This is a genomic window from Arenimonas sp. SCN 70-307, from assembly GCF_001724815.1.
Classification (GTDB): Bacteria; Pseudomonadota; Gammaproteobacteria; order Xanthomonadales; family Xanthomonadaceae; genus Arenimonas.
The window spans coordinates 10,841-32,397 of record NZ_MEDO01000017.1; the positions used below are offsets into that span (position 1 = coordinate 10,841).

At 68.4% G+C, this 21,557-nt stretch carries 17 protein-coding genes and 1 tRNA gene; all 18 read right to left on the minus strand.

Annotated elements, in window-relative coordinates; genetic code table 11:
* Window positions 1–688 precede the first annotated feature (688 nt).
* Window positions 689–2,785, minus strand: coding sequence for a polyribonucleotide nucleotidyltransferase (pnp, locus tag ABS41_RS09860; RefSeq protein WP_290593449.1), 2,097 nt, complete (start codon window positions 2,783–2,785; stop codon window positions 689–691).
* Window positions 2,786–2,923: 138 nt separating this feature from the next.
* The gene (gene rpsO / locus ABS41_RS09865) at window positions 2,924–3,184 is read right to left on the minus strand and encodes a 30S ribosomal protein S15 (RefSeq protein WP_043800191.1); all 261 of its coding nucleotides are present in this window, start codon (window positions 3,182–3,184) and stop codon (window positions 2,924–2,926) included.
* 168 nt (window positions 3,185–3,352) lie between these two features.
* Complete coding sequence (truB, locus tag ABS41_RS09870; protein ID WP_290593453.1) at window positions 3,353–4,273, minus strand: tRNA pseudouridine(55) synthase TruB; 921 nt, start codon at window positions 4,271–4,273, stop codon at window positions 3,353–3,355.
* 9 nt (window positions 4,274–4,282) lie between these two features.
* On the minus strand, window positions 4,283–4,645 hold the full coding sequence (rbfA, locus tag ABS41_RS09875) for a 30S ribosome-binding factor RbfA (RefSeq protein WP_290593455.1): 363 nt from the start codon (window positions 4,643–4,645) through the stop codon (window positions 4,283–4,285).
* Window positions 4,646–4,658: 13 nt separating this feature from the next.
* On the minus strand, window positions 4,659–7,301 hold the full coding sequence (infB, locus tag ABS41_RS09880) for a translation initiation factor IF-2 (protein ID WP_290593457.1): 2,643 nt from the start codon (window positions 7,299–7,301) through the stop codon (window positions 4,659–4,661).
* A 75-nt stretch (window positions 7,302–7,376) separates the two neighbouring features.
* Window positions 7,377–8,864: a transcription termination factor NusA gene (gene nusA / locus ABS41_RS09885; protein WP_290593459.1), complete on the minus strand. Its 1,488-nt coding sequence runs from the start codon at window positions 8,862–8,864 to the stop codon at window positions 7,377–7,379.
* 32 nt (window positions 8,865–8,896) lie between these two features.
* A complete protein-coding gene (gene rimP, locus ABS41_RS09890; RefSeq protein WP_290593461.1) occupies window positions 8,897–9,436 on the minus strand; it encodes a ribosome maturation factor RimP in 540 nt (179 codons plus the stop codon).
* Window positions 9,437–9,598: 162 nt separating this feature from the next.
* Window positions 9,599–9,675: transfer RNA gene (locus ABS41_RS09895), tRNA-Met, on the minus strand.
* A gap of 62 nt (window positions 9,676–9,737) precedes the next feature.
* Window positions 9,738–11,189: an NADH-quinone oxidoreductase subunit NuoN gene (nuoN, locus tag ABS41_RS09900; protein WP_290593463.1), complete on the minus strand. Its 1,452-nt coding sequence runs from the start codon at window positions 11,187–11,189 to the stop codon at window positions 9,738–9,740.
* A gap of 10 nt (window positions 11,190–11,199) precedes the next feature.
* Window positions 11,200–12,735, minus strand: a complete 1,536-nt coding sequence (locus ABS41_RS09905; protein WP_290593465.1) for an NADH-quinone oxidoreductase subunit M — start codon at window positions 12,733–12,735, stop codon at window positions 11,200–11,202.
* Window positions 12,736–12,754: 19 nt separating this feature from the next.
* The gene (nuoL, locus tag ABS41_RS09910; protein WP_290593467.1) at window positions 12,755–14,854 is read right to left on the minus strand and encodes an NADH-quinone oxidoreductase subunit L; all 2,100 of its coding nucleotides are present in this window, start codon (window positions 14,852–14,854) and stop codon (window positions 12,755–12,757) included.
* A 7-nt stretch (window positions 14,855–14,861) separates the two neighbouring features.
* Entirely contained in the window at window positions 14,862–15,167 is a 306-nt protein-coding gene (gene nuoK, locus ABS41_RS09915; RefSeq protein WP_290593469.1) for an NADH-quinone oxidoreductase subunit NuoK, read from the minus strand.
* Window positions 15,164–15,781, minus strand: coding sequence for an NADH-quinone oxidoreductase subunit J (locus ABS41_RS09920; RefSeq protein ID WP_290593472.1), 618 nt, complete (start codon window positions 15,779–15,781; stop codon window positions 15,164–15,166). The genes nuoK and ABS41_RS09920 overlap by 4 nt, the downstream gene beginning before the upstream one ends.
* A gap of 15 nt (window positions 15,782–15,796) precedes the next feature.
* Window positions 15,797–16,285: an NADH-quinone oxidoreductase subunit NuoI gene (gene nuoI, locus ABS41_RS09925; protein ID WP_290593473.1), complete on the minus strand. Its 489-nt coding sequence runs from the start codon at window positions 16,283–16,285 to the stop codon at window positions 15,797–15,799.
* Between the two features lie 8 nt (window positions 16,286–16,293).
* Window positions 16,294–17,352, minus strand: a complete 1,059-nt coding sequence (gene nuoH, locus ABS41_RS09930) for an NADH-quinone oxidoreductase subunit NuoH (protein WP_290593475.1) — start codon at window positions 17,350–17,352, stop codon at window positions 16,294–16,296.
* 2 nt (window positions 17,353–17,354) lie between these two features.
* Window positions 17,355–19,655, minus strand: a complete 2,301-nt coding sequence (gene nuoG, locus ABS41_RS09935) for an NADH-quinone oxidoreductase subunit NuoG (RefSeq protein ID WP_290593477.1) — start codon at window positions 19,653–19,655, stop codon at window positions 17,355–17,357.
* Window positions 19,652–21,019: an NADH-quinone oxidoreductase subunit NuoF gene (gene nuoF, locus ABS41_RS09940; RefSeq protein WP_290593479.1), complete on the minus strand. Its 1,368-nt coding sequence runs from the start codon at window positions 21,017–21,019 to the stop codon at window positions 19,652–19,654. Before nuoF ends, nuoG begins: the two co-directional genes overlap by 4 nt.
* A gap of 8 nt (window positions 21,020–21,027) precedes the next feature.
* Window positions 21,028–21,555, minus strand: a complete 528-nt coding sequence (gene nuoE / locus ABS41_RS09945; protein ID WP_290593481.1) for an NADH-quinone oxidoreductase subunit NuoE — start codon at window positions 21,553–21,555, stop codon at window positions 21,028–21,030.
* Window positions 21,556–21,557: the final 2 nt, after the last annotated feature.

A 21,557-nucleotide genomic window follows, 5' to 3' on the forward strand; every position in this document is an offset into this window, starting at 1 on the left:
CGCGTGACGTTCAACGCTCTGGCCGCCCATCTTTCTCGCTGACCTCGTTTGGTTAAGTCGGGCGAGGCAAGTGGCCGCAGACGGCCCCTCCGTGCGCGTCCCTTCGGACGCGGGGTGCGGGGTCCTGGCCAGCGTGGAAGGCGGCCAGAGTGGGGGTCCTATCCGCCCGGCGGCGGGTGTGGGGGCGAGGCGTGGAGCCTGGGTCCATTCTTTTCCGACGACGCCTCGGAGATCGATACGGAGCGGTCGGAAAAGCATGGACCGACAGGAACCGCCGAGGCCCCACACCCGCCGCCGGGCGGATAGGTCCATCAATCTGGCCATCTTTCGGGCTCGCGACGGCGCCACCCCCAGCGTCCGGAGGGACGCGCCGCGATGGGCCGCAGCGGTATTCAGGCCGTGAACAGGTTAGCCAGGCCTGATCGGCAGGAAAGATGACTGGCCTTGGTCCTGATCGGTACGCGCAAGCATCGGAGCCCGCGGCCACGGGCCTTTCGTTGGGAACCGAAGAAGACACGCACCGGCGACGCCGCGGAAGTGAAGGTCACTTCCTTCGACATAAAGGCTTCACGGAGAAGGAAGTGACCTTCACTTCCGCGGCGGTGACGGCGCCTTACCCTCTGCAGAAAGCCCAAAGAAAAAGCGGGCCGGAGCCCGCTTTTCCCGAAGCCTGCGTTGGAAGCGGGGCTTAGCCCTCGCCTTCCTCGACGGCCTTCATGGACAGGCGGATGCGGCCCTGCTTGTCCACCTCGAGCACCTTGACCTTCACGGTCTCGCCTTCCTTGAGCTTGTCGGAAACCTTCTCGACGCTCTCGTTGGAGATCTGCGAAACGTGCACCAGGCCGTCCTTGCCCGGGGCGATCGTGACGAACGCACCGAAGTCCATGATCTTGGCGACCTTGCCTTCGTAGATGCGGCCCGGCTCGACGTCCGAGGTGATCTGCTCGATGCGCGCCTTCGCGGCCTGGGCGGCGGCGGCGTTGACCGAGGCGATGACGATGGTGCCGTCGTCCTGGATGTCGATCTGCGTGCCGGTTTCCTTGGTGATGCCCTGGATCGTGGCGCCGCCCTTGCCGATGACCTCGCGGATCTTGTCCGGGTGGATCTTGATGGTCAGCAGGCGCGGGGCGTACTCGGAAAGCTCGGCGCGCGGGGCGCTCAGGCCCTTGGCCATCTCGCCGAGGATGTGCAGGCGGCCCTGCTTGGCCTGGGCCAGCGCGACCTTCATGATCTCCTCGGTGATGCCGTCGATCTTGATGTCCATCTGCAGCGCGGAGATGCCGTTCTCGGTACCCGCCACCTTGAAGTCCATGTCGCCCAGGTGGTCTTCGTCACCCAGGATGTCCGACAGCACGACGTAGTCGCTGCCTTCCTTGACCAGGCCCATGGCGATGCCCGCCACCGGGGCCTTCACCGGCACGCCGGCGTCCATCAGGGCCAGCGAGGAACCGCAGACCGAAGCCATCGAGGACGAACCGTTCGACTCGGTGATCTCGGAGACCACGCGGATGGTGTACGGGAACGACTCCATCGACGGCATGATCGCCTGCACGCCGCGGCGCGCCAGGCGGCCGTGGCCGATTTCGCGACGCTTCGGGCCCATCATGCGGCCGGCTTCACCGACCGAGTACGGCGGGAAGTTGTAGTGGAACAGGAAGTGGTCCTTCGACTCGCCTTCCACGGCGTCGATGATCTGGCCGTCGCGGGCGGTGCCGAGCGTGGCCACCACGATGGCCTGGGTCTCGCCGCGGGTGAACAGCGCCGAGCCGTGCACGCGCGGGAGCACGCCGGTCTTGACGGTGATCGGGCGGACGGTGTCGAGCGCGCGGCCGTCGATGCGGACCTTGGTCTTGAGGACCGACTCGCGCATCGTGCTGTACTCGAGCTCGCCGAACTCCTTGCCCAGGTCGGCCAGGTTCCAGCCATTGGCCTCGGCCTGCGGCTTGAGCGACTCGAGCACGTCCTTCTTGAGCGCCGAGATGGCGTCGCGACGGGCCAGCTTGTCCTTGATCTGGAACGCGGCGGACAGCTTGTCGCCGACGGCGGCCTTGAGCGCGTCGATCGGGGCCTGCGCCTTCTCGGGCGCCTTCCAGTCCCAGGCCTTGACGCCGACTTCGGCGACCAGCTCGTTGATGGCGTTGATGGCGGCCTGCATCTGCTGGTGGCCGAACACGACGGCGCCGAGCATCACGTCCTCGCTCAGCTCCTTGGCCTCGGACTCGACCATCAGCACGGCGTTGGCGGTGCCGGCGACGACCAGTTCCAGGTCGGAGGTCTTGAGCTCGGTGGTGCTGGGGTTGAGCAGGTACTTGCCGTTGGCGTAACCAACCTTGGCGGCGCCGATCGGGCCCGCGAACGGGATGCCCGACAGGGCCAGCGCGGCGGAGGCGCCGATCAGGGCCGGGATGTCACCGGCCACTTCCGGGTTGAGCGACATGACGGTGGCGATCACCTGCACTTCGTTGCGGAAGTGCTCGGGGAACAGCGGGCGGATCGGGCGGTCGATCAGGCGCGAGACCAGGGTCTCGCGCTCGGTCTGGCGGCCTTCGCGCTTGAAGAAGCCACCCGGGATGCGGCCACCGGCGTAGAACTTCTCGAGGTAGTCGACGGTGAGCGGGAAGAAGTCCATGCCCTCCTTCGCGTTCTTGTTGCCGACCGCCGTCACCAGCACGACCGTGTCCGCCATCTTCACGATGACCGAGCCCGAGGCCTGGCGGGCGATTTCGCCCGTCTCCAGGGTGACCTGGTGCTGACCGTACTGGAACGTCTTGGTTACTTTCGCCACGTTTATCGCTTCCTTTGTCTCTGGATTCATCCCCGCGGGGCACCCTGCCCCGCGGTTCTCGCATTCCCGGCGCCGGCGGATTCCGGTCTCCGAAAATGCACACGGCGCATTTCTGCGCCGTGTGGGTTCTTGCTCGACTTAGCGGCGCAGGCCCAAGCGCTCGATGAGCGTCTGGTAGCGCGCGGCGTCCTTCTTCTTCAGGTAGCCCAGCAGGCTGCGGCGCTGGTTGACCATCTTGAGCAGGCCGCGGCGGGAGTGGTGGTCCTGCTTGTGGGCCTTGAAATGGTCGGTCAGCTGGTCGATGCGGGCCGAGAGCAGCGCGACCTGGACTTCCGGCGAACCGGTGTCGTTCGGGGTGCGCTTGAACTCTTCGATGATCTTGGCGGAATCAATGGACATGTGTTTTCTCTTGTGATGCGCAGCCCGCAGGAACGCCGCCATTGGCGACGACGCACCGCAAAGGCCCGCCGGTTGGGGAATGCTTTTGGAAAAAAGCCGCGAAAGTTTAACGGACGGGGGCTTGCCGGACAAGGTTCACGTTGTGAACACGGCCGGCGATGCCCGTCTTCACGCGGCCCCGGCCCAGCGGAACAGCCGCCTGGGCCAGACCTTGCCGTCCTCGTCGCGACGCCCCAGGCCCAGCGAGCGGCCACCGGGGCCGCGCAGGTTCAGGGTCGTCTCGACCGGGCCTGCGACGGGCACCGGCTGGCCCCGGGCCACCTGCGCCGCCTGCGTGGCGTCCAGCGACACCGCCGGGAAGCGCGCCAGGCCGGCGTCGACGGGCAGCAGGCGGGCGTCGAGCGCCGCCTCGCCCCCGGCGGCGGCCAGGGCCTCGAGCTGGTCGAGCGTGGCCATGTCCGGCCGGTCGAAGGGTTCGACCCAGGTGCGGCGCAGGCTGGCGATGTGCGCGCCGCAGCCCAGGGCCTCGCCCAGGTCGCGGGCCAGGCTGCGGATGTAGGTGCCCGAGCCGCAGGTGACGGCCAGGCGCAGGTGCCCGCCTTCGAGCGCCAGCAGTTCGATGGCCTCGACCTCGACCTCGCGCTCGGGCACCTCGATGGCCTCGCCGCGGCGGGCCTTGGCGTACAGCGGCTCGCCGCCCTGCTTGAGCGCCGAGTAGATCGGCGGGCGCTGGCGGATGCGGCCCAGGAAGGGGCGCAGCGCCGCCCCGACGGTGGCGCGGTCGAGCGCCGGCACCGGCCGGGTGCGCAGCACCTGGCCATCGGCGTCGTCGGTGTCGGTGGTGGCGCCCAGCACCACGCCGGCCTCGTAGGCCTTGCGGCCGGCCAGCAGCAGGCCGGCGATCTTGGTGGCCTCGCCGAGGCAGATGGGCAGCAGGCCGGTGGCCAGCGGGTCGAGCGCGCCGGTGTGGCCGCCCTTCTCGGCGCGGTAAAGGCGCCGCACGGCCTGCAGGGCCGCGTTGGAGCTCATGCCCGCCGGCTTGTCGAGCAGCACGATGCCGTCGACCGGGCGCCACGCGATGCGGCCCATGCGCGGGCCTCAGTCGGTTTCGGGCTTGATGGGGTTCTCGCGCAGCAGCTGCTCGATGCGCTCGCCCTTGTCGACCGAATCGTCGTAGTGGAAATGCAGCTCGGGCACGTGGCGCATGCGCACGGCCTGGGCCAGGCGGTGGCGCAGCTCGGGCGCCAGCTCCTTGAGCGCGGCCACCGCGGCCGGGCCCTGTTCGGCCAGCAGCGCGGTGACGAAGACCTTGGCATGGGCCAGGTCGCGGGTGACCTCGACGTCGGACACCGACACCGAGGGCAGGCCGTGCTCACGCACGGCCTGGTGGACGATCTGGCCCAGGTCGCGGCGCAATTGCGCGGAGACCCGGTCGGTGCGGTGGAAGCTCTTGGTCGCCATGATCGGGCCTCCCTCAGAGGGTGCGCTGCACCTCGATGCGCTCGAAGCACTCGATCTGGTCACCCGGCTTGACGTCGTTGTACGCCTTCACCGCGATGCCGCACTCGGTGCCCGAACGCACTTCCTCGACGTTGTCCTTGAAGCGGCGCAGCGACTCGAGCTCGCCCTCGAACACCACCACGTTGTCGCGCAGCACGCGGATCGGCTTGTTCTTCTTGACCACGCCCTCGATGACCAGCGAACCGGCCACGGCGCCGAACTTGGAGCTGCGGAAGACGTCGCGGACCTCGGCGATGCCGATGATTTCCTCGCGCACTTCCTTGCCCAGCAGGCCCGAAGCGACCTGCTTCACCTGGTCGATGACGTCGTAGATGATCGAGAAGTAGCGCAGGTCCAGGCCGTTGGTCTCGATGACCTTGCGGGCGCTGGCGTCGGCGCGGACGTTGAAGCCGATGATGACGGCCTTCGAGGTGGCCGCCAGGGTGGCGTCCGACTCGGTGATGCCGCCCACGCCCGAGCTGATGACGTTGATCTTGATCAGCTCGTTCGACAGCGCCACCAGGGCCTGGCGCAGCGCCTCGACCGAGCCCTGCACGTCGGCCTTCACCAGCAGGTTCAGGGTGACCTGGCCGCTGTCCTGGCCCATCTGGGCCATGATGTCCTCCATGCGGCTGCCGGCGGCGGCCACGAGGCGCGACTCGCGCTTCTTGGCGTCGCGCTGCTGCGCCACGTCCTTGGCCAGGCGCTCGTCGGCCACGACCACGAAGTCGTCGCCGGCGTCGGGCACGCCCGACAGGCCGAGCACCTGCACCGGGATCGACGGCGCCGCCGAATCGACCTGCTTGCCGTTCTCGTCGAACAGCGCGCGCACGCGGCCGTAGTGCACGCCGCAGACCAGGAAGTCGCCCTTGCGCAGGGTGCCCTGCTGCACGAGCACGGTGGCGACCGGGCCGCGGCCCTTGTCGAGCGCCGACTCGATGACCACGCCGGTGGCGCGGGCGTCGTACACGGCCTGCAGCTCCATCACCTCGGCCTGCACCGAGATGGCGTCGAGCAGTGCGTCGATGCCCATGCCGGTCTTGGCCGACACCGGCACGAACTGGGTGTCGCCACCCCACTCTTCCGGCACGACCTCGAGCTTGACCAGGCCCTGCTTGACGTTGTCCGGGTTGGCGTCGGACTTGTCCATCTTGTTCACGGCCACCAGTAGCGGCACGCCGGCCGCGCGGGCATGCTGCACCGCCTCGACCGTCTGCGGCATCACGCCGTCGTCGGCCGCGACCACCAGCACCACGATGTCGGTGAGCTTGGCGCCGCGGGCGCGCATCGAGGTGAAGGCCGAGTGGCCCGGGGTGTCGAGGAAGCTGATGACGCCCTTTTCGGTTTCGACGTGGTAGGCGCCGATGTGCTGGGTGATGCCACCGGCTTCGCCGCTGGCGACCTTGGTGCGGCGGATGTAGTCGAGCAGCGAGGTCTTGCCGTGGTCGACGTGGCCCATGATGGTGACCACCGGCGGACGCGGCTTGCGCTCGCCCTGCACTTCTTCCTGCAGCGCGACCAGCGCGGTCTCGGCGTCGTCGTCGGCGGTCTTGGTGGCTTTGTGGCCCAGCTCCTCGACGACGAGCACCGCGGTGTCGTGGTCGATGACCTGGTTGATGGTGGCCATCACGCCCATCTTGAACAGCGCGCGCACCACTTCGCCGCCCTTCATGGCCAGCTTCTGGGCCAGGTCCGCCACGGAAATGGAGTCGCCGATGAAAACCTCGCGCACGATCGGCGCAGTCGGGCGGGAGAAACCGTGGGCACCGCCACCGGTGCGCGCCGGCTCGGCGCCGCGGACCTTGGACTTCTTGCGATTGCCGGCGGCGCCGCGGCGGGCGCGCTCGGAATCGGACAGGTGCAACTGGCCGGCCGCGAAGCGCGTGGCCTGGCCCTCGTCACCTTCGTTGTCGACCATCGCGTGCGAACCGCGGGCCTTGTGCTTCGGGCCGGCCTTGGCGGCCGGCGCGCTGGCCTTGGGCGCCGGCGGCGGGGGCGGCGGCGGGGCCTTGGCGCGCGGCTTGCGCTCGTGGATGACGATGGCGCCCGGCGCCAGCGGCGCGGCTTCCGGCGCGGCCGGCGCACGAGCCTCGACCGGCTCTTCGACGGCCGGCTCCTCGTACTCCGGCTCGGCGGCGCGGGCGGCTTCCTGGTTGCGGCGGGAGGCCGCCTCGGCCTCGCGCTCGAGCTGGCGCTTGCGGTCGGACTCGGCGAGCGCGGCAAGCTCGGCCTCGTTGCGGGCCTTGGATTCCTCGAGCTTGCGCAGGGCCTCGGCGCGCTCGTCGGTGACGGGCTCCTCGACCACGTCGCGCTTGACGTAGGTGCGCTTCTGGCGGACTTCGACGGTGACGGTGGCCTTGGTCTTGCCGGCGCTGACCGTCAGCTCCTCCTGCTTGCGACGCTGCAGGGTGATCTTCCTGGGCGCGTCGCCCTCGGTGACCTTGTCGTCCTTGCCGTGCGTGCGGCGCAGGAAGCCGAGCAGCTTCATCTTCTCGGTGCTGCTGACCACCTGATCCGGCCCGCTGAAGGACATGCCTGCGCCGGCCAGCTGCTCGAGCAGCTTCTCGACGGGCATTCCCAGCACTTTGGCCAGCGAACCTACGGTGACTTCAGACATGTGGCGGTGATTCCTTGGTTTCCTGCGCGCACCGCGCGCAATGGTGACACTCGTTTGCTGCTTGCGACGCGGGCCTTACTCGAACCAGTGCGCGCGGGCCGCCATGATCAGCCTGGCGGCGCGCTCCTCGTCCATGTCCTCGATGTCGGTGATCTCGTCGGTGGCCAGCTCGGCCAGGTCGTCGCGGGTGACGACGCCGCGCGCGGCCAGGGCGTAGGCGGTGGCCTCGTCCATGCCGTCGAGCGAGAGCAGGTCCTCGGCGGGCTTGTGCTCCTCGATCTCCTCTTCGACCTGCAGGGCCTCGGTGAGCAGCGCGTCGCGGGCGCGGGCGCGCAGCTCCTCGACGATGTCCTCGTCGAAGCCCTCGACCGCCAGCAGCTCGCCGGCCGGCACGTAGGCGATTTCCTCGACCGTGCTGAAGCCCTCGGAGACCAGGATGCCGGCGATCTCCTCGTCCACTTCCAGCTTGTCCATGAACAGCTGGCGGGCGGTGGCCTGCTCGGCCTCCGACTTGGCGGTGACCTGGTCCTGGGTCATCACGTTGAGCTGCCAGCCAGTGAGGCGGCTGGCCAGGCGCACGTTCTGGCCGCCCTTGCCGATGGCCTGGGCCAGCTTGTCCTCGGCCACGGCCAGGTCCATCGAACGCTTCTCTTCGTCGACGATGATCGACTGCACCTCGGCCGGGGCCATGGCGTTGATGACGAACTGGGCCGGGTTGTCCGACCACAGCACGATGTCGATGCGCTCGCCGTTGAGCTCGTTGCTCACGGCCTGAACGCGCGAACCGCGCATGCCGATGCAGGCGCCGATGGGGTCGGTGCGGTGGTCGTGGGCCAGCACGGCGATCTTGGCGCGGTCGCCGGGGTCGCGGGCGGCGGCCTTGATCTCGACCAGGCCCTGGCCGACTTCCGGCACCTCGAGCTTGAACAGCTCGATCATGAATTCCGGCGCCGTGCGGCTGATGAACAGCTGCGGGCCGCGGGTCTCGGAGCGCACGTCGAGCAGGTAGCCGCGCACGCGGTCGCCCGGGCGCAGCACGTCGCGCGGGATGGCCTTGTCCTTCGGGATCAGGGCCTCGGCGTTGCCGCCCAGGTCCACGTAGACGTTGCCGCGCTCGACGCGCTTGACGATGCCGTTGATCAGCTCGCCCAGGCGGTCCTTCCAGGCGTCGACGACCTGGGCGCGCTCGGCCTCGCGCACGCGCTGCACGATGACCTGCTTGGCGGCCTGGGCGGCGATGCGGCCGAACTCGGCGTTCTCGACCTGCTCCTCGACGTAGTCGCCGACCTGCGCGTCGGGCTTGTCGTCCACGACGTCCATCAGGCGGATCTGGCGGTCGGGCGACTCCATCACCACGTCGTCGGCCACCACTTCCCAGCGACGGAAGGTCTCGTAGCTGCCGTCCTTGGGGTTGATGGAAACGCGCATGGCCACGTCCTGCTCGTGGTAGCGCTTCTTCGCGGCCGAGGCCAGCGCGGCCTCCATGGCCTCGATGATCACGCCACGCGGCACGCCCTTTTCATTGGCCACCGCTTCCATCACCAGCAACAGTTCCTTGCTCATTTCTTCCAGCTCCGTGAAAGGCGTCGGGCGCCTCAGGGGTTATCGGATTCTTCGTTGGCCTTGCGCTTGCCGCGCGGGCCGGTGGGCTTGGGCTGGGCCGCGAGGCCCAGGGCGACCAGGTCGGGGACCAGGCGCGCCTTTTCGACGTTCTCGTGCGAGACGACCATTTCGCGGCCGTCGAAATCGAGCACGATCTTCTGGCCCTCGACGCGGACGATGCGCGCCTGGAAACGGCGGCGGCCGTCGACCGGCAGGCGCAGGGCCAGCTTGGCCTGCTCGCCGGTGAAACGGGCGAACTGGGCCGGGGTGAACAGCGGCCGGTCGATGCCCGGCGACGACACTTCCAGCGTGTAGGCCGAGGTGATCGGGTCCTCGACGTCGAGCACGGCCGAGACTTCGCGGCTCACGGCCTCGCAGTCCTCGATGGCCACGTGGCGACCGGGCGCGTCGATGTACAGGCGCAGCATCGCGCTGTTGCCCGTGGGCGCGAACTCCGCGCCCAGCAGCTCCAGGCCCAGGGCCGAGACGGTGGGTTCGAGCAGTTCGCAGATCTCGGTTGCCTTGCCGGTCATCCTTCCTCCGCGCCTCGTGTGTCGCAAATTCCAAAAACAAAAAAGGGCCGTAAGGCCCTTTTCCGGTACATCCAGGTTCCGGCTTCCCCGGGGACGGCCTGGCAGCCGACCCGGGGAAAAAGCCTGAGCGATGAAGTCCTTTCGGAAGACAACGCCAGAAACTGGTAGCGGGGGCAGGATTTGAACCTGCGACCTTCGGGTTATGAGCCCGACGAGCTGCCAGACTGCTCCACCCCGCAGCAGTGAGCGCGCATTATAGGGGCCTGTGCGATTGACGCGCAAGCCCGGCGTGCGCCGGCTTTCAGGAAGCCGGGAAAGCCAGGTTCACCCAGTGCAGCAGGCTGCCGGCGAACAGGCCCAGCACCAGCAGGGCCGAGGCGTTCACGGCGAACACCACGCGCAGGTGGCCGTCGGCGTGCAGGCGCGGGCCCTCGCCTTCCGGCTCGTCGAAGAACATGGCCTTCATCACGCGCAGGTAGTAGAAGGCGCCGATGACCGCGCAGACCACGCCCACGATGGCCAGCCAGACCAGGCCGGCGTCCACCGCCGCGAGCAGCACCTCGAGCTTGGCCCAGAAGCCCAGGAACGGCGGCACGCCGGCCAGCGAGGCCATGATGAACATCACCAGCATCGCCTGCAGCGGGTTGCGCGACCACAGGCCGCGGAAGTCCGCGATTTCCTCGGCCTCGTGGCCCTTGCGCGAAAGCAGCACGATCGCGCCGAAGGCGGCGGCCGACATCAGCGCATAAGAGATGGCGTAGAACATCGCCGCGCCATAGCCCAGCGAGCCGCCGTGCGAGAGGCCCATGAACAGGAAGCCCACGTGCGAGACGGTCGAGTACGCCAGCATGCGCTTGAGGTTGGTCTGCACCAGGGCGACCAGGTTGCCGATGATCAGCGACAGCGCCGCCAGCCAGGCCACCATGTCCTGCCACTGGGCGTCGAGCGGGCCGACGCCCGACTCGAGCAGGCGGTAGGCCATGCCGAAGGCCGCCAGCTTGGGCGCCGAGCCGATGAACAGGGTGATCGCGGTCGGGGCGCCGTGGTAGACGTCCGGCAGCCACATGTGGAAGGGCGCGGCGCCGAACTTGAAGGCGATGCCGACCAGCATGAACACCACGCCGAACAGCAGCAGGGTGCGGTCGCCGGTGGACGCGGCCGCGGCATGGATCTCGGCCAGCTGCAGGCTGCCGGTGGCGCCGTAGACCATCGACATGCCGTACAGCAGCAGGCCCGAGGCCAGCGAACCGAGCACGAAGTACTTCATGGCCGCTTCGGAGCTGCGGGCGTTGTCGCGGTCCATGGCGACCAGGCCGTAGGAGCTCAGCGCCAGCAGTTCCAGGCCCAGGTACAGCACCAGCATGCTGCCGGCCGACACCATCAGCATCATGCCCAGCACCGAGAACAGGCACAGCACGTAGAACTCGCCCTTGAACAGGCCGCGGTCCTGCAGGTAGGGCTTGGCGTAGACGAAGGAGGCGGCGGCGACCACGTAGATCGCCAGCTTGAGCACGTCGCCGACCGGGTCGCGCACGAACTGGTTGGCGAAGCCCCAGGTCGCCTCGGCGCCGAGCTCGCGGGCCGTGAGCACCGCGGCCGCGGCCAGGATGAACAGGGCCAGGAAGTGGGTCAGGCCGCGCCGGGCGTCCGAGAGGAACAGGTCGACCATCAGCAGCGCGAAGGCCGCGCCGCAGACGAAGATCTCCGGACGCAGCGGCATCAGGTCGGCGAGGGTGGGCATCGGCAGGGCCATCGGGGCTTCCTTACAGCTTGGTGGCGGCGAGCTGGGCAAGCAGCTGCGCGATCGGTGCTTCCATGAGGTCGGTCAGCGGCTTGGGGTATACGCCCAGCAGCAGGGTGCCCAGCGCGAACACGCCCAGCACCAGGGCCTCGCGGCCGTTGATGTCGGTGAGCTCGGCCACGTGGTGGTTGGCCACGTCGCCGAACACCACGCGCTTGACCATCCACAGGGTGTAGGCCGCGCCGAGGATGAGCGTGAAACCGGCGCCGAAGGCGACCCAGGCGTTGTACTGGAAGGCGGCCAGGATGACCATGAACTCGCCCACGAAGCCCGACGTGCCCGGCAGGCCGGCATTGGCCATGGCGAAGAACACGAAGAACGCGGCGAACCAGGGCATGGTGTTCACCACGCCGCCGTAGTCGCGGATCATGCGGCTGTGCATGCGGTCGTAGACCACGCCCACGCAGGTGAACATCGCGCCCGAGACGAAGCCGTGCGAAATCATCTGCACCATCGCGCCCTGCACGCCCAGCTGGGCGGCGTCGGTGTTGCCCAGCTCGCGCACCAGCGCGAAGGCGATGAAGCTTCCGAGGGTGACGAAGCCCATGTGCGCGATCGAGGAGTACGCGATCAGCTTCTTCATGTCCTCCTGCACCAGCGCCACCAGCCCGATGTAGACCACCGCCGCCAGCGACAGCGCCACCACCAGCCAGGCCCACTCCTGGCCCGCGTCGGGAACGATGGGCAGGGTGAAGCGCAGGAAGCCGTAGCCGCCGATCTTGAGCATGATCGCCGCCAGCACCACCGAACCGCCGGTGGGCGCCTCGACGTGGGCGTCGGGCAACCAGGTGTGCACCGGGAACATCGGCACCTTCACCGCGAACGCGGCCAGGAAGGCGAAGAACAGCCACATCTGCTCCTGCGCCGTCAGCTGGAGCTGGTAGAGGTCGGCCAGCTGGAAGCTGGCGCCGCCCTCGAGGCGCTCGCCCGAGACGATGTACAGGTACACCAGGCCCACCAGCATGAACACCGAGCCGAGGAAGGTGTAGAGGAAGAACTTCAGCGACGCGTACACGCGCCGCGGGCCGCCCCAGACGCCGATGATGATGAACATCGGGATCAGCATGGCCTCGAAGAACACGTAGAACAGGATGGCGTCGAGCGCGCAGAAGACGCCCACCATCATGCCCTCGAGGATCAGGAAGGCGGCGAAGTACTGGTGCGCACGGCGGTCGATCGAGGCCCAGGAGCCGACCAGCACCAGCACGCTGGTGAGCGTGGTCAGCGCGATCAGCGCGATCGACAGGCCGTCCACGCCCAGGTGGTAGCGGATGTCGAATCGCTCGATCCAGGCATGGTCCTCGACGAAGCGCATGGCCGGCGAGGCGTAGTCGTGGCCGGCGAAAAGCAGCAGGCTCAGCGCCAGGGTGGCGATGGCCACGAGCAGCGCGAACCACTTGGCCTGGGTCTGGCGGGCGTCACCGAAGGCCAGCGTCAGCAGGCCGCCGAGGATCGGCAGCCAGATCAGGACGCTCAACAGGGGCCAGTTCGATTGCATCGGGGCTTCCTTGTCAGTCTCAGGCGCCGGTCATCTTGACCAGCACCGCCAGCAGGACGATGAGGCCGAGGATCATGGCGAAGGCATAGTTGTAGAGGCGGCCGTTCTGCAGCTGGCGCACCAGGCCGGCGACGCGGTCGACCAGGGTGGCCGAGCCGTTGACCAGCAGGCCGTCGATCAGGCCGGCGTCGGCCTTCTTCCAGGAGAAGCGGCCGAGCTTGATGCCGCCGCCGGCGAAGCCCTTGATCCACAGGTCGTCGAAGCCGTACTTGTTCTCCAGGACGCGCACGACCGGGGCGAACAGCGTCGCCAGGCGGTCGGCCAGGGCCGGGTTGAACAGGTAGATGTAGGTGGCCAGGGCGAAGCCGGCGAAGGCCAGCCAGAACACCACCGACTCAATGGCGTGTGCGCCGAACTTCACGGCCGCCATGAACCATCCGCCGTGGTCATGCCAGAGCAGTTCGCCCGCCTTGGCCACCGTGTCGTGCGCCGGCATGACCTCGATGGCGCCGCGGAAGAAGTCGCCGAACAGCATCGGGCCGACGGTGAAGAAGCCGATGAAGATCGAGGGAATGGCCAGCAGCACCAGCGGCACCGTCACCACCCAGGGCGACTCGTGCGGCTCGACCGGGCCGTGGTGGCCATGGTCGTCGTGGTGGTCGTCGCCGTGGTGGTCGTCGTGGGCCACCTCGCGGAAACGCTCCTTGCCGTGGAAGGTCAGGTACAGCAGGCGGAAGCTGTAGAAGGCGGTGATGAACACGCCCAGCAGCACCGCGTAGTAGCCGTACTGCTGCACCCAGCCGCCCTCCTTCGCCGCCATCTGCGCCGCGACGATGATGGTGTCCTTGGAGAAGTAGCCCGACAGGAAGGGCGTGCCCACCAGGGCCAGCGTGCCGATCAGGCTGGTCCAGTAGGTGATGGGCATGTACTTCTTCAGGCCGCCCATGCGGCGCATGTCCTGCTCGTGGTGCATGCCGATAATCACCGAGCCGGCCGCCAGGAACAGCAGCGCCTTGAAGAAGGCGTGGGTCATCAGGTGGAACACCGCCGCCGAGTAGGCCGACACGCCCAGCGCCACCGTCATGTAGCCCAGCTGCGAGAGCGTGGAGTACGCGACGACGCGCTTGATGTCGTTCTGCACGATGCCGATCAGGCCGGTGAAGAAGGCCGTGGTGGCGCCGACGAAGAGCACGAAGGCCAGCGCCGTCTCGCTCTGCTCGAACAGCGGCGACATGCGGGCGACCATGAAGATGCCGGCCGTCACCATCGTGGCGGCATGGATAAGCGCCGAGATCGGGGTCGGGCCTTCCATCGAATCCGGCAGCCACACGTGCAGCGGCACCTGGGCCGACTTGCCCATGGCGCCGATGAACAGGCAGATGCAGATGAAGGTCATGATCTCGACCTGCACCGGGCCCGAGAGCACGTCGTAGCTCCAGCCGCCGAAGCCGATCTTGCCCGACCACAGGGTGAAGGTGCCCTGCAGCTCGCTGTTGTAGGCGTGCGCGAACACGGTGGCGTAGTCGAGCGTGCCGACCCAGGCCAGCACGCCGGCGATGCCGAGCAGGAAACCGAAGTCGCCGACGCGGTTGACCAGGAAGGCCTTGAGGTTGGCGAAGATCGCGGTCGGGCGCTTATACCAGAAGCCGATCAGCAGGTAGGACACCAGGCCCACCGCTTCCCAGCCGAAGAACAGCTGCAGGAAGTTGTTGCTCATCACCAGCATCAGCATGCTGAAGGTGAACAGCGAGATGTAGCTGAAGAAGCGCTGGTAGCCCGGGTCTTCCTCCATGTAACCGATGGTGTAGACGTGCACCAGCAGCGACACGAAGGTGACCACCACCATCATCATGGCGGTGAGGGTGTCGACCATGAATCCGACGTGGGCCGAATAGCCGCCCACCTGGAAGAAGGTGTAGACGTTCTCGTTGAACGGGGCGGCGCCGCCGGCGATGAACTGCCAGAGCACGTGCAGGCTCAGCGCGCAGCTGACCGCCACGCCGAGGATGGTGACCCAGTGCGCGCCGGCGCGTCCCACCTGCTTGCCGAACAGGCCGGCGACGGCCGAGCCGAACAGGGGCGCGAGGGCGATGACCAGCAGGATGTTCATGGAAATCATCGCGCGGTCATCCCTTCAGCGAATCGAGTTCGGCGACGTTGATCGTGCGCCGGTTGCGGAACAGCGTCACCAGGATGGCCAGGCCGATGGCGGCCTCGGCGGCGGCCACGGTCAGGATGAAGAACACGAAGATCTGGCCGTCGACGTCGCCCAGGAAGCGCGAGAAGGCCACGAAGTTGATGTTCACCGAGAGCAGCATCAGCTCGATGCACATCAGCAGCACGATGACGTTCTTGCGGTTGATGAAGATGCCGGCCACCGCGATGCAGAACAGCACCGCGGCGAGCGCGAGGTAGTGGCCGAGCGTGATCACGGGTTGCCCTCCTGGCGGGGTTCGGCCGCAACCTTCACCAGGCGCACGCGGTCCTCGCGGCGCACGGCGACCTGGCGGGCCGGGTCCTGGTGCTTGGTGCCGGGGCGGCGGCGCAGGGTCAGCATCACCGCCACCACCAGGGCCACGGTGAGGATCACCGCCGCCGTCTCGAACGGCAGGATGTACTTGCTGAACAGGGTCAGGCCGATCCACTCGAGGTTGGTCTGGCCCGCGGCCGCGGCCGGGTCGGTGGCCGAGAGGCTGAGCTCGAAGCGCTGGATGCCGATCAGCATCACCATCTCGGCGGCCATCACCACCACCACCGCGCCGGTGAACGGCAGGTGGCGCACGAAGCCCTCGCGCAGCGGCGTGGTGTTGATGTCGAGCATCATCACCACGAACAGGAACAGCACCATCACCGCGCCGATGTACACCAGCACCAGCACCACGCCGAGGAACTCGGCCTGCAGCAGCAGCCACAGGCAGGCGGCGGAGAAGAAGGTGAGCACGAGGCTGAGCACCGCGTGCACCGGGTTGCGGGCCAGGATGACGCCCAGCGCCGCCAGCACCGTGACGGCGGCGAAGGCGTAGAAGGCGATCAGTTCATAGGTCATGTCTTTCCCCCGGCCTCAGCGGTACGCCGCGTCGGCGGCGCGACGCTCGGCGATCTCGTCCTCGAGGCGGTCGCCCAGGGCCAGCAGCTGGGCCTTGGTGACGATGTTCTCGCCGCGCTTCTCGAAGTGGTACTCGTGGATGTGGGTCTCGACGATCGAGTCCACCGGGCAGCTTTCCTCGCAAAAGCCGCAATAGATGCACTTGAACAGGTCGATGTCGTAGCGCGTGGTGCGGCGCGAGCCGTCCGCGCGCGGCTCGGAGTCGATGGTGATGGCCAGCGCCGGGCAAACGGCCTCGCACAGCTTGCAGGCGATGCAGCGCTCCTCGCCGTTCGGATAGCGGCGCAGCGCGTGCAGGCCGCGGAAGCGCGGCGACTGCGGCGTCTTCTCGTAGGGGTAGTTGAGCGTGTACTTGGGCTTGAACAGGTAGCCCAGGGTCAGCTTCATGCCCGCCAGGAGCTCCAGCAGCATCAGGCTCTTGAGGTAGTTCGTGATGCGGTTCATGGCTTTCCTCAGGACCCCAGGGTGAACCATTCGTTGTAGGCCGCGATGGCCGTCACGAAGATCCAAACGATGGTGATGGGGATGAACACCTTCCAGCCCAGGCGCATGATCTGGTCGTAGCGGTAGCGCGGGAAGGTGGCGCGGAACCACAGGAAGGCGAAGGCGAAGAACAGGAACTTCACCGCCAGCCACCACCAGCCCGGCTCGCCCAGCACGCCCCACGAGGGCGGGAACGGCGACAGCCAGCCGCCCAGGAACAGCAGCGAGGTCAGCAGCGCCACCAGCATCATGTTGGCGTATTCGGCCAGGAAGAAGATGGCGAAGGCGGAGCCGGAGTACTCGACGTGGAAGCCAGCCACGATCTCCGACTCGCCCTCGGCGACGTCGAAGGGCGCGCGGTTGGTCTCGGCCACGCCGGAGATGAAGTAGATGATGAACAGCGGGAACAGCGGGATGAAGAACCACTCGCCGATGCCGAGGTTGCCGGCCTGGGCGTTGACGATCTCGCTCAGGTTCATCGTGCCCGCGGCCACCAGCACGCCCACGAGCGCGAAGCCCATGGCGATTTCATAGCTGATCACCTGCGCCGCCGAACGCAGCGCGCCGAGCACGGCGTACTTGGAGTTCGAGGCCCAGCCGCCGACGATGATGCCGTACACGCCCATCGAGGTGAGCGCCAGCAGCACCAGCAGGCCGGCGTTGACGTCGGCCAGCACCACGCCGTCGTCGAAGGGGATCACCGCCCAGGCGGCCAGCGCCGGGGCCAGCGCCAGCAGCGGTGCCAGGCGGTACAGGAAGCCGCTGGCCTGGCTGGGCACCACCAGTTCCTTGAACAGCATCTTGAACACGTCGGCGAAGGCCTGGATGAAGCCGATGCCCAGGAAGCCGCCGATGAACTGCGGTCCGTGACGCACGTGCATCCAGCCGATCACCTTGCGCTCGGCCAGGGTGTAGAAGGCCACGCCCACCACCACCGGCAGGGTGATGGTGATGATCTTGACCAGCGTCCAGAGCACCAGGCCCAGGTCGCCGAAGGAGAGGAAGAACTCGCGCATCGCCTCGATCATGCTCAGGCCCCCACCACGGCGAGCCGGGCGACCGGCGAGAGCGGCGCGGTGGCCGCGTAATCAGCCTCGACCCAGGCGGCGCCGGGCGCCACGCGGGCGTCCACGACCACCGGCAGCACGGCATTGCCGTGACCGTCGCCGAGCTTGGCCATCGCGCCCTCGGCCAGGCCGCGCGACTGCGCGTCGGCCGGGTTGAGCACGATGCGCGCGCCGTGGGTGAGCGGATGCGCGTTGAGCGCGTCGGCGCGCCGCAGCACCGCGTCGCCGCGGTAGATCGGCGTGCTGGTGATGCGCTCGAGGCCGGCGTCGGCGGCCGGCGCCGGGGCCAGGCCCTCGCCCGCCGCCGGGGCGGCCGGGCGCAGGCCGGCGCGCAGGCCGGCGAGATCGGTGAAATCAAAGCCCTGAAGGCCCAGCTGGCCACCCAGCGCACGGAGCACGCGCCAGCCGGCGCGGGCCTCGCCCGGCAGCTTGCCGCCGGCCTGGGTGTGCTGGTCGAAACCGTCGAGGTTGGTCAGCGTGGCCTCGACCTCCGGCAGCGCGCCGATGGGGAGGATCACGCGGGCCAGGGCCTTGAGCTCCTCGCTGGCGAACGCCGCGAAGGCCACGACCCTGGCACCCGACAGCGCCTTGAGCGCCTTGGCGCCGTGGGCGAAGTCGTAGTTCGGCTCGATGCCGTAGAGCAGGTAGGCCGGCAGCGGATTGGCCAGCATGGCGCCGGCGTCGCGGCCGCCCTGCCCCGGGCGCAGGCCGTGGCGCGCCAGGCCCACGGCGTTGGCGCCCTGCGGGATGCGGTTGAGGCGGGCGCCGGTCTTGGCGGCCAGCGCGCGCGCGGTGGCGCGCAGCCACGAGGCCTGGCCGTGGTTCTCGGCCAGCTCGCCGAGCATCACGACGGCCTGGCGCGCACCCGCCAGCGCCTCGGCGATCGCCTTGGCCTGGTCGTTGGTGCCGGCGGCCACGCCGGCCGGCAGCGACGCCCCGGCGGCCTGGGCCACCGCGGCCAGCGCGCCCGGCAGCAACGAGGGCGCCACGATGGCCTTGCCGGCCACCGGGAAGGTGAAGTCGAAGTCCACCGGGTTGATGGCGAACACCTTCGCGCCGCGCTTGCCGGCCTTGTGCAGGCGCTGGTGCAGCAGCGGCAGCTCGTGGCGCAGGTTGCAGCCCACGAGCAGCACGACGTCGGCGTTCTCAAGCTCCGCGGCCGGCAGGCCGAAGGGCTCGGCGAAGGCGGCGTCGGCGAAGTCCACGGCCTTCAGGCGATGGTCCATGTTCTTGCTGCCCAGGCCCGAAGCCAGCGAAGCGAGCAGCGCGCCCTCCTCGTTCGAGGTGGACGGATGCGCCAGCACGCCGAGCTCGGCGCCGGCTTCGCGCAGCAGCTTGCCGGCCACGGCCAGGGCCTCGTCCCACGAGGCCTCGCGCCAGGCGTCGCCCTCGCGCACCAGCGGACGGCTGGCGCGGTCGGCGGCCTGCAGGCCCTGGTGCGAGTAGCGGTCGCGGTCCGAGAGCCAGCACTCGTTCACCGCTTCGTTGTCGCGCGGCACGGTGCGCAGCACTTCGCCGCGGCGCACGTGCAGGTAGAGGTTCGAGCCCAGCGCATCGTGGTAGCCGAGCGACTCGCGGGCCAGCAGCTCCCAGGCGCGGGCGCGGAAGCGGAAGACCTTGTTGGTCAGCGCGCCGACCGGGCACACGTCGATGACGTTGCCCGACAGCTCGGTGGTGAGCGGCTTGCCGTCGTAGGTGCCGATCTGCAGGCGCTCGCCGCGGTACATGCCGCCCAGCTCGTAGGTGCCGGCGACGTCGGCGGTGAAGCGGATGCAGCGCGTGCACTGGATGCAGCGCGTCATGTCGGTGGCCACCAGCGGGCCGATGTCCTCGTCGGGCACCACGCGCTTGCGTTCGACGAAGCGCGAGACCGAGCGGCCGTAGCCCATCGACAGGTCCTGCAGCTCGCACTCGCCGCCCTGGTCGCAGACCGGGCAGTCGAGCGGATGGTTGATCAGCAGGAACTCCATGACGTTGCGCTGCGCATCGAGCGCGCGCTTGGTCTGGGTGGTGACCTTCATGCCCTCCATCACCGGCGTGGCGCAGGCCGGGGCCGGCTTGGGCATCTTCTCGACGTCCACCAGGCACATGCGGCAGTTGGCGGCGATGGGCAGCTTCTCGTGGTAGCAGAAGCGCGGCACCGGGATGCCGGCCTTGTCGGCGGCCTGGATGATCATCGAACCCTTCGGCGCCTGCAGCGGCTTGCCGTCGATCTCGATGTTCACCATGTCCGGCGCGGTGTTGTTGGTCGGCTGGGCGCTCATGCGGCCTGCTCCGTGGAGGCGAGCTGGCCCTTGGCCAGGTCGTCGACGTAGAAACGCTTGTGCACGATGGCGTACTCGAACTCGTGCCAGAAGTGGCGAAGCATGCCCTGCACCGGCCAGGCGGCGGCCTCGCCGAAGGCGCAGATGGTGTGGCCTTCGATCTGGCCGGCGGCCGACTTGAGCATCTGCAGGTCGGACAGCTCCGCCTTGCCTTCCGCGATGCGGGTGAGCATGCGGTACATCCAGCCGGTGCCTTCGCGGCACGGGGTGCACTGGCCGCAGGACTCGGCGTAGTAGAAACGCGCGATTCGCTGGCAGGCGCGCACCATGCAGGTGGTCTCGTCCATGACGATGACCGCGCCCGAACCCAGGCCCGAACCGGCCTTCTGGATCGAGTCGTAGTCCATGGTGCAGCCCATCATGACGTCGGCCGGCAGCACCGGCATCGAGCTGCCGCCCGGGATGACGGCCTTGAGCTTGCGGCCACCCTTGACGCCGCCGGCCATGGCCAGCAGCTCGGAGAACGGCGTGCCCAGGCGGATCTCGAAGTTGCCCGGGTTGTTGACGTGGCCCGACACCGAGAACACCTTCGGGCCGCCGTTGTTGGGCTTGCCCAGGCCCAGGAACCACTCGGGGCCGTTGCGCAGGATCGCCGGCACCGAGGCGTAGGTCTCGGTGTTGTTGATGGTGGTGGGCTTGCCGAACAGGCCGTAGTTGGCCGGGAACGGCGGCTTGTAGCGCGGCTGGCCCTTCTTGCCTTCCAGCGACTCCATCATCGCGGTCTCTTCGCCGCAGATGTAGGCACCGGCGCCGAGCGCGGCATGGATGTCCACGTCGATGCCCGTGGCCTGGATGTCCTTGCCCAGCCAGCCGTTGGCGTAGGCCTCCTTCAGGGCCTCTTCGAAGTGCTCGAAGGGCTCGTGGTGGAACTCGCCGCGCAGGTAGTTGTAGCCCACGGTGCAGCCGGTGGCGTAGCAGGCGATGGCCATGCCCTCGATCACCGCATGCGGGTTGTAGCGCAGGATGTCGCGGTCCTTGCAGGTGCCCGGCTCGGATTCGTCCGAGTTGCACAGGATGTACTTCTGGCCCGGCGCCGAACGCGGCATGAAGCTCCACTTCAGCCCGGTCGGGAAGCCGGCGCCGCCGCGGCCGCGCAGGCCCGACTGCTTGACCATCTCGACGACCTGCGCCGGATCGGGCTTTTCGGCCAGGATCTTGCGCCAGGCGGCGTAACCACCGGTCTTGAGGTAGTTCTCGTACGACCAGGGCTTGTCGAAATGCAGCGTCGTGTAGACGACGTTGTGCTCCTGCGGGGCCGGGCCGACCGGGCCGTAGCCTTCGGAGTAGCGGGAATCGTGCGCCATGGCTTGAATCACTCCAGTCCGTCGAGCAGCGTGTCCACCTGGGCGGTGGTCAGCTTCTCGTGGTAGTGCCCGTCGATCAGCATCACCGGCGCGGCGGCGCAGGCGGCCACGCACTCTTCCTCGATCTTGAGGAAGATGCGGCCGTCGGGCGTGCTCTCGCCGTGCTTGATGCCCAGCTTGCCTTCGCAGTGGCGCACGATGTCCTCGGCGCCGTTGAGCCAGCAGCTGATGTTGGTGCAGATCGAGACCTTGTGCCGGCCGACCGGCTGCAGGTCGAACATCGAATAGAAGGTGGCGACCTCGTAGGCCCAGACCGGCGGGATGCCGAGGTACTTGGCCGTGGCGGCGATGATCTCGTCGCTCAGCCAGCCGCCGTTCTGCTCCTGGGCCGCCATCAGGCCCTGGATGACCGCCGAACGCTTGCGGTCGGGCGGGAACTTGGCGACCCAATGGTCGATGTGGGCGCGGGTGGCGTCGGTCAGCGCGACCATCGGGTCGACGTGCTGGCAGGCGGCGAAATTTCCGGTGGCTTTCATGG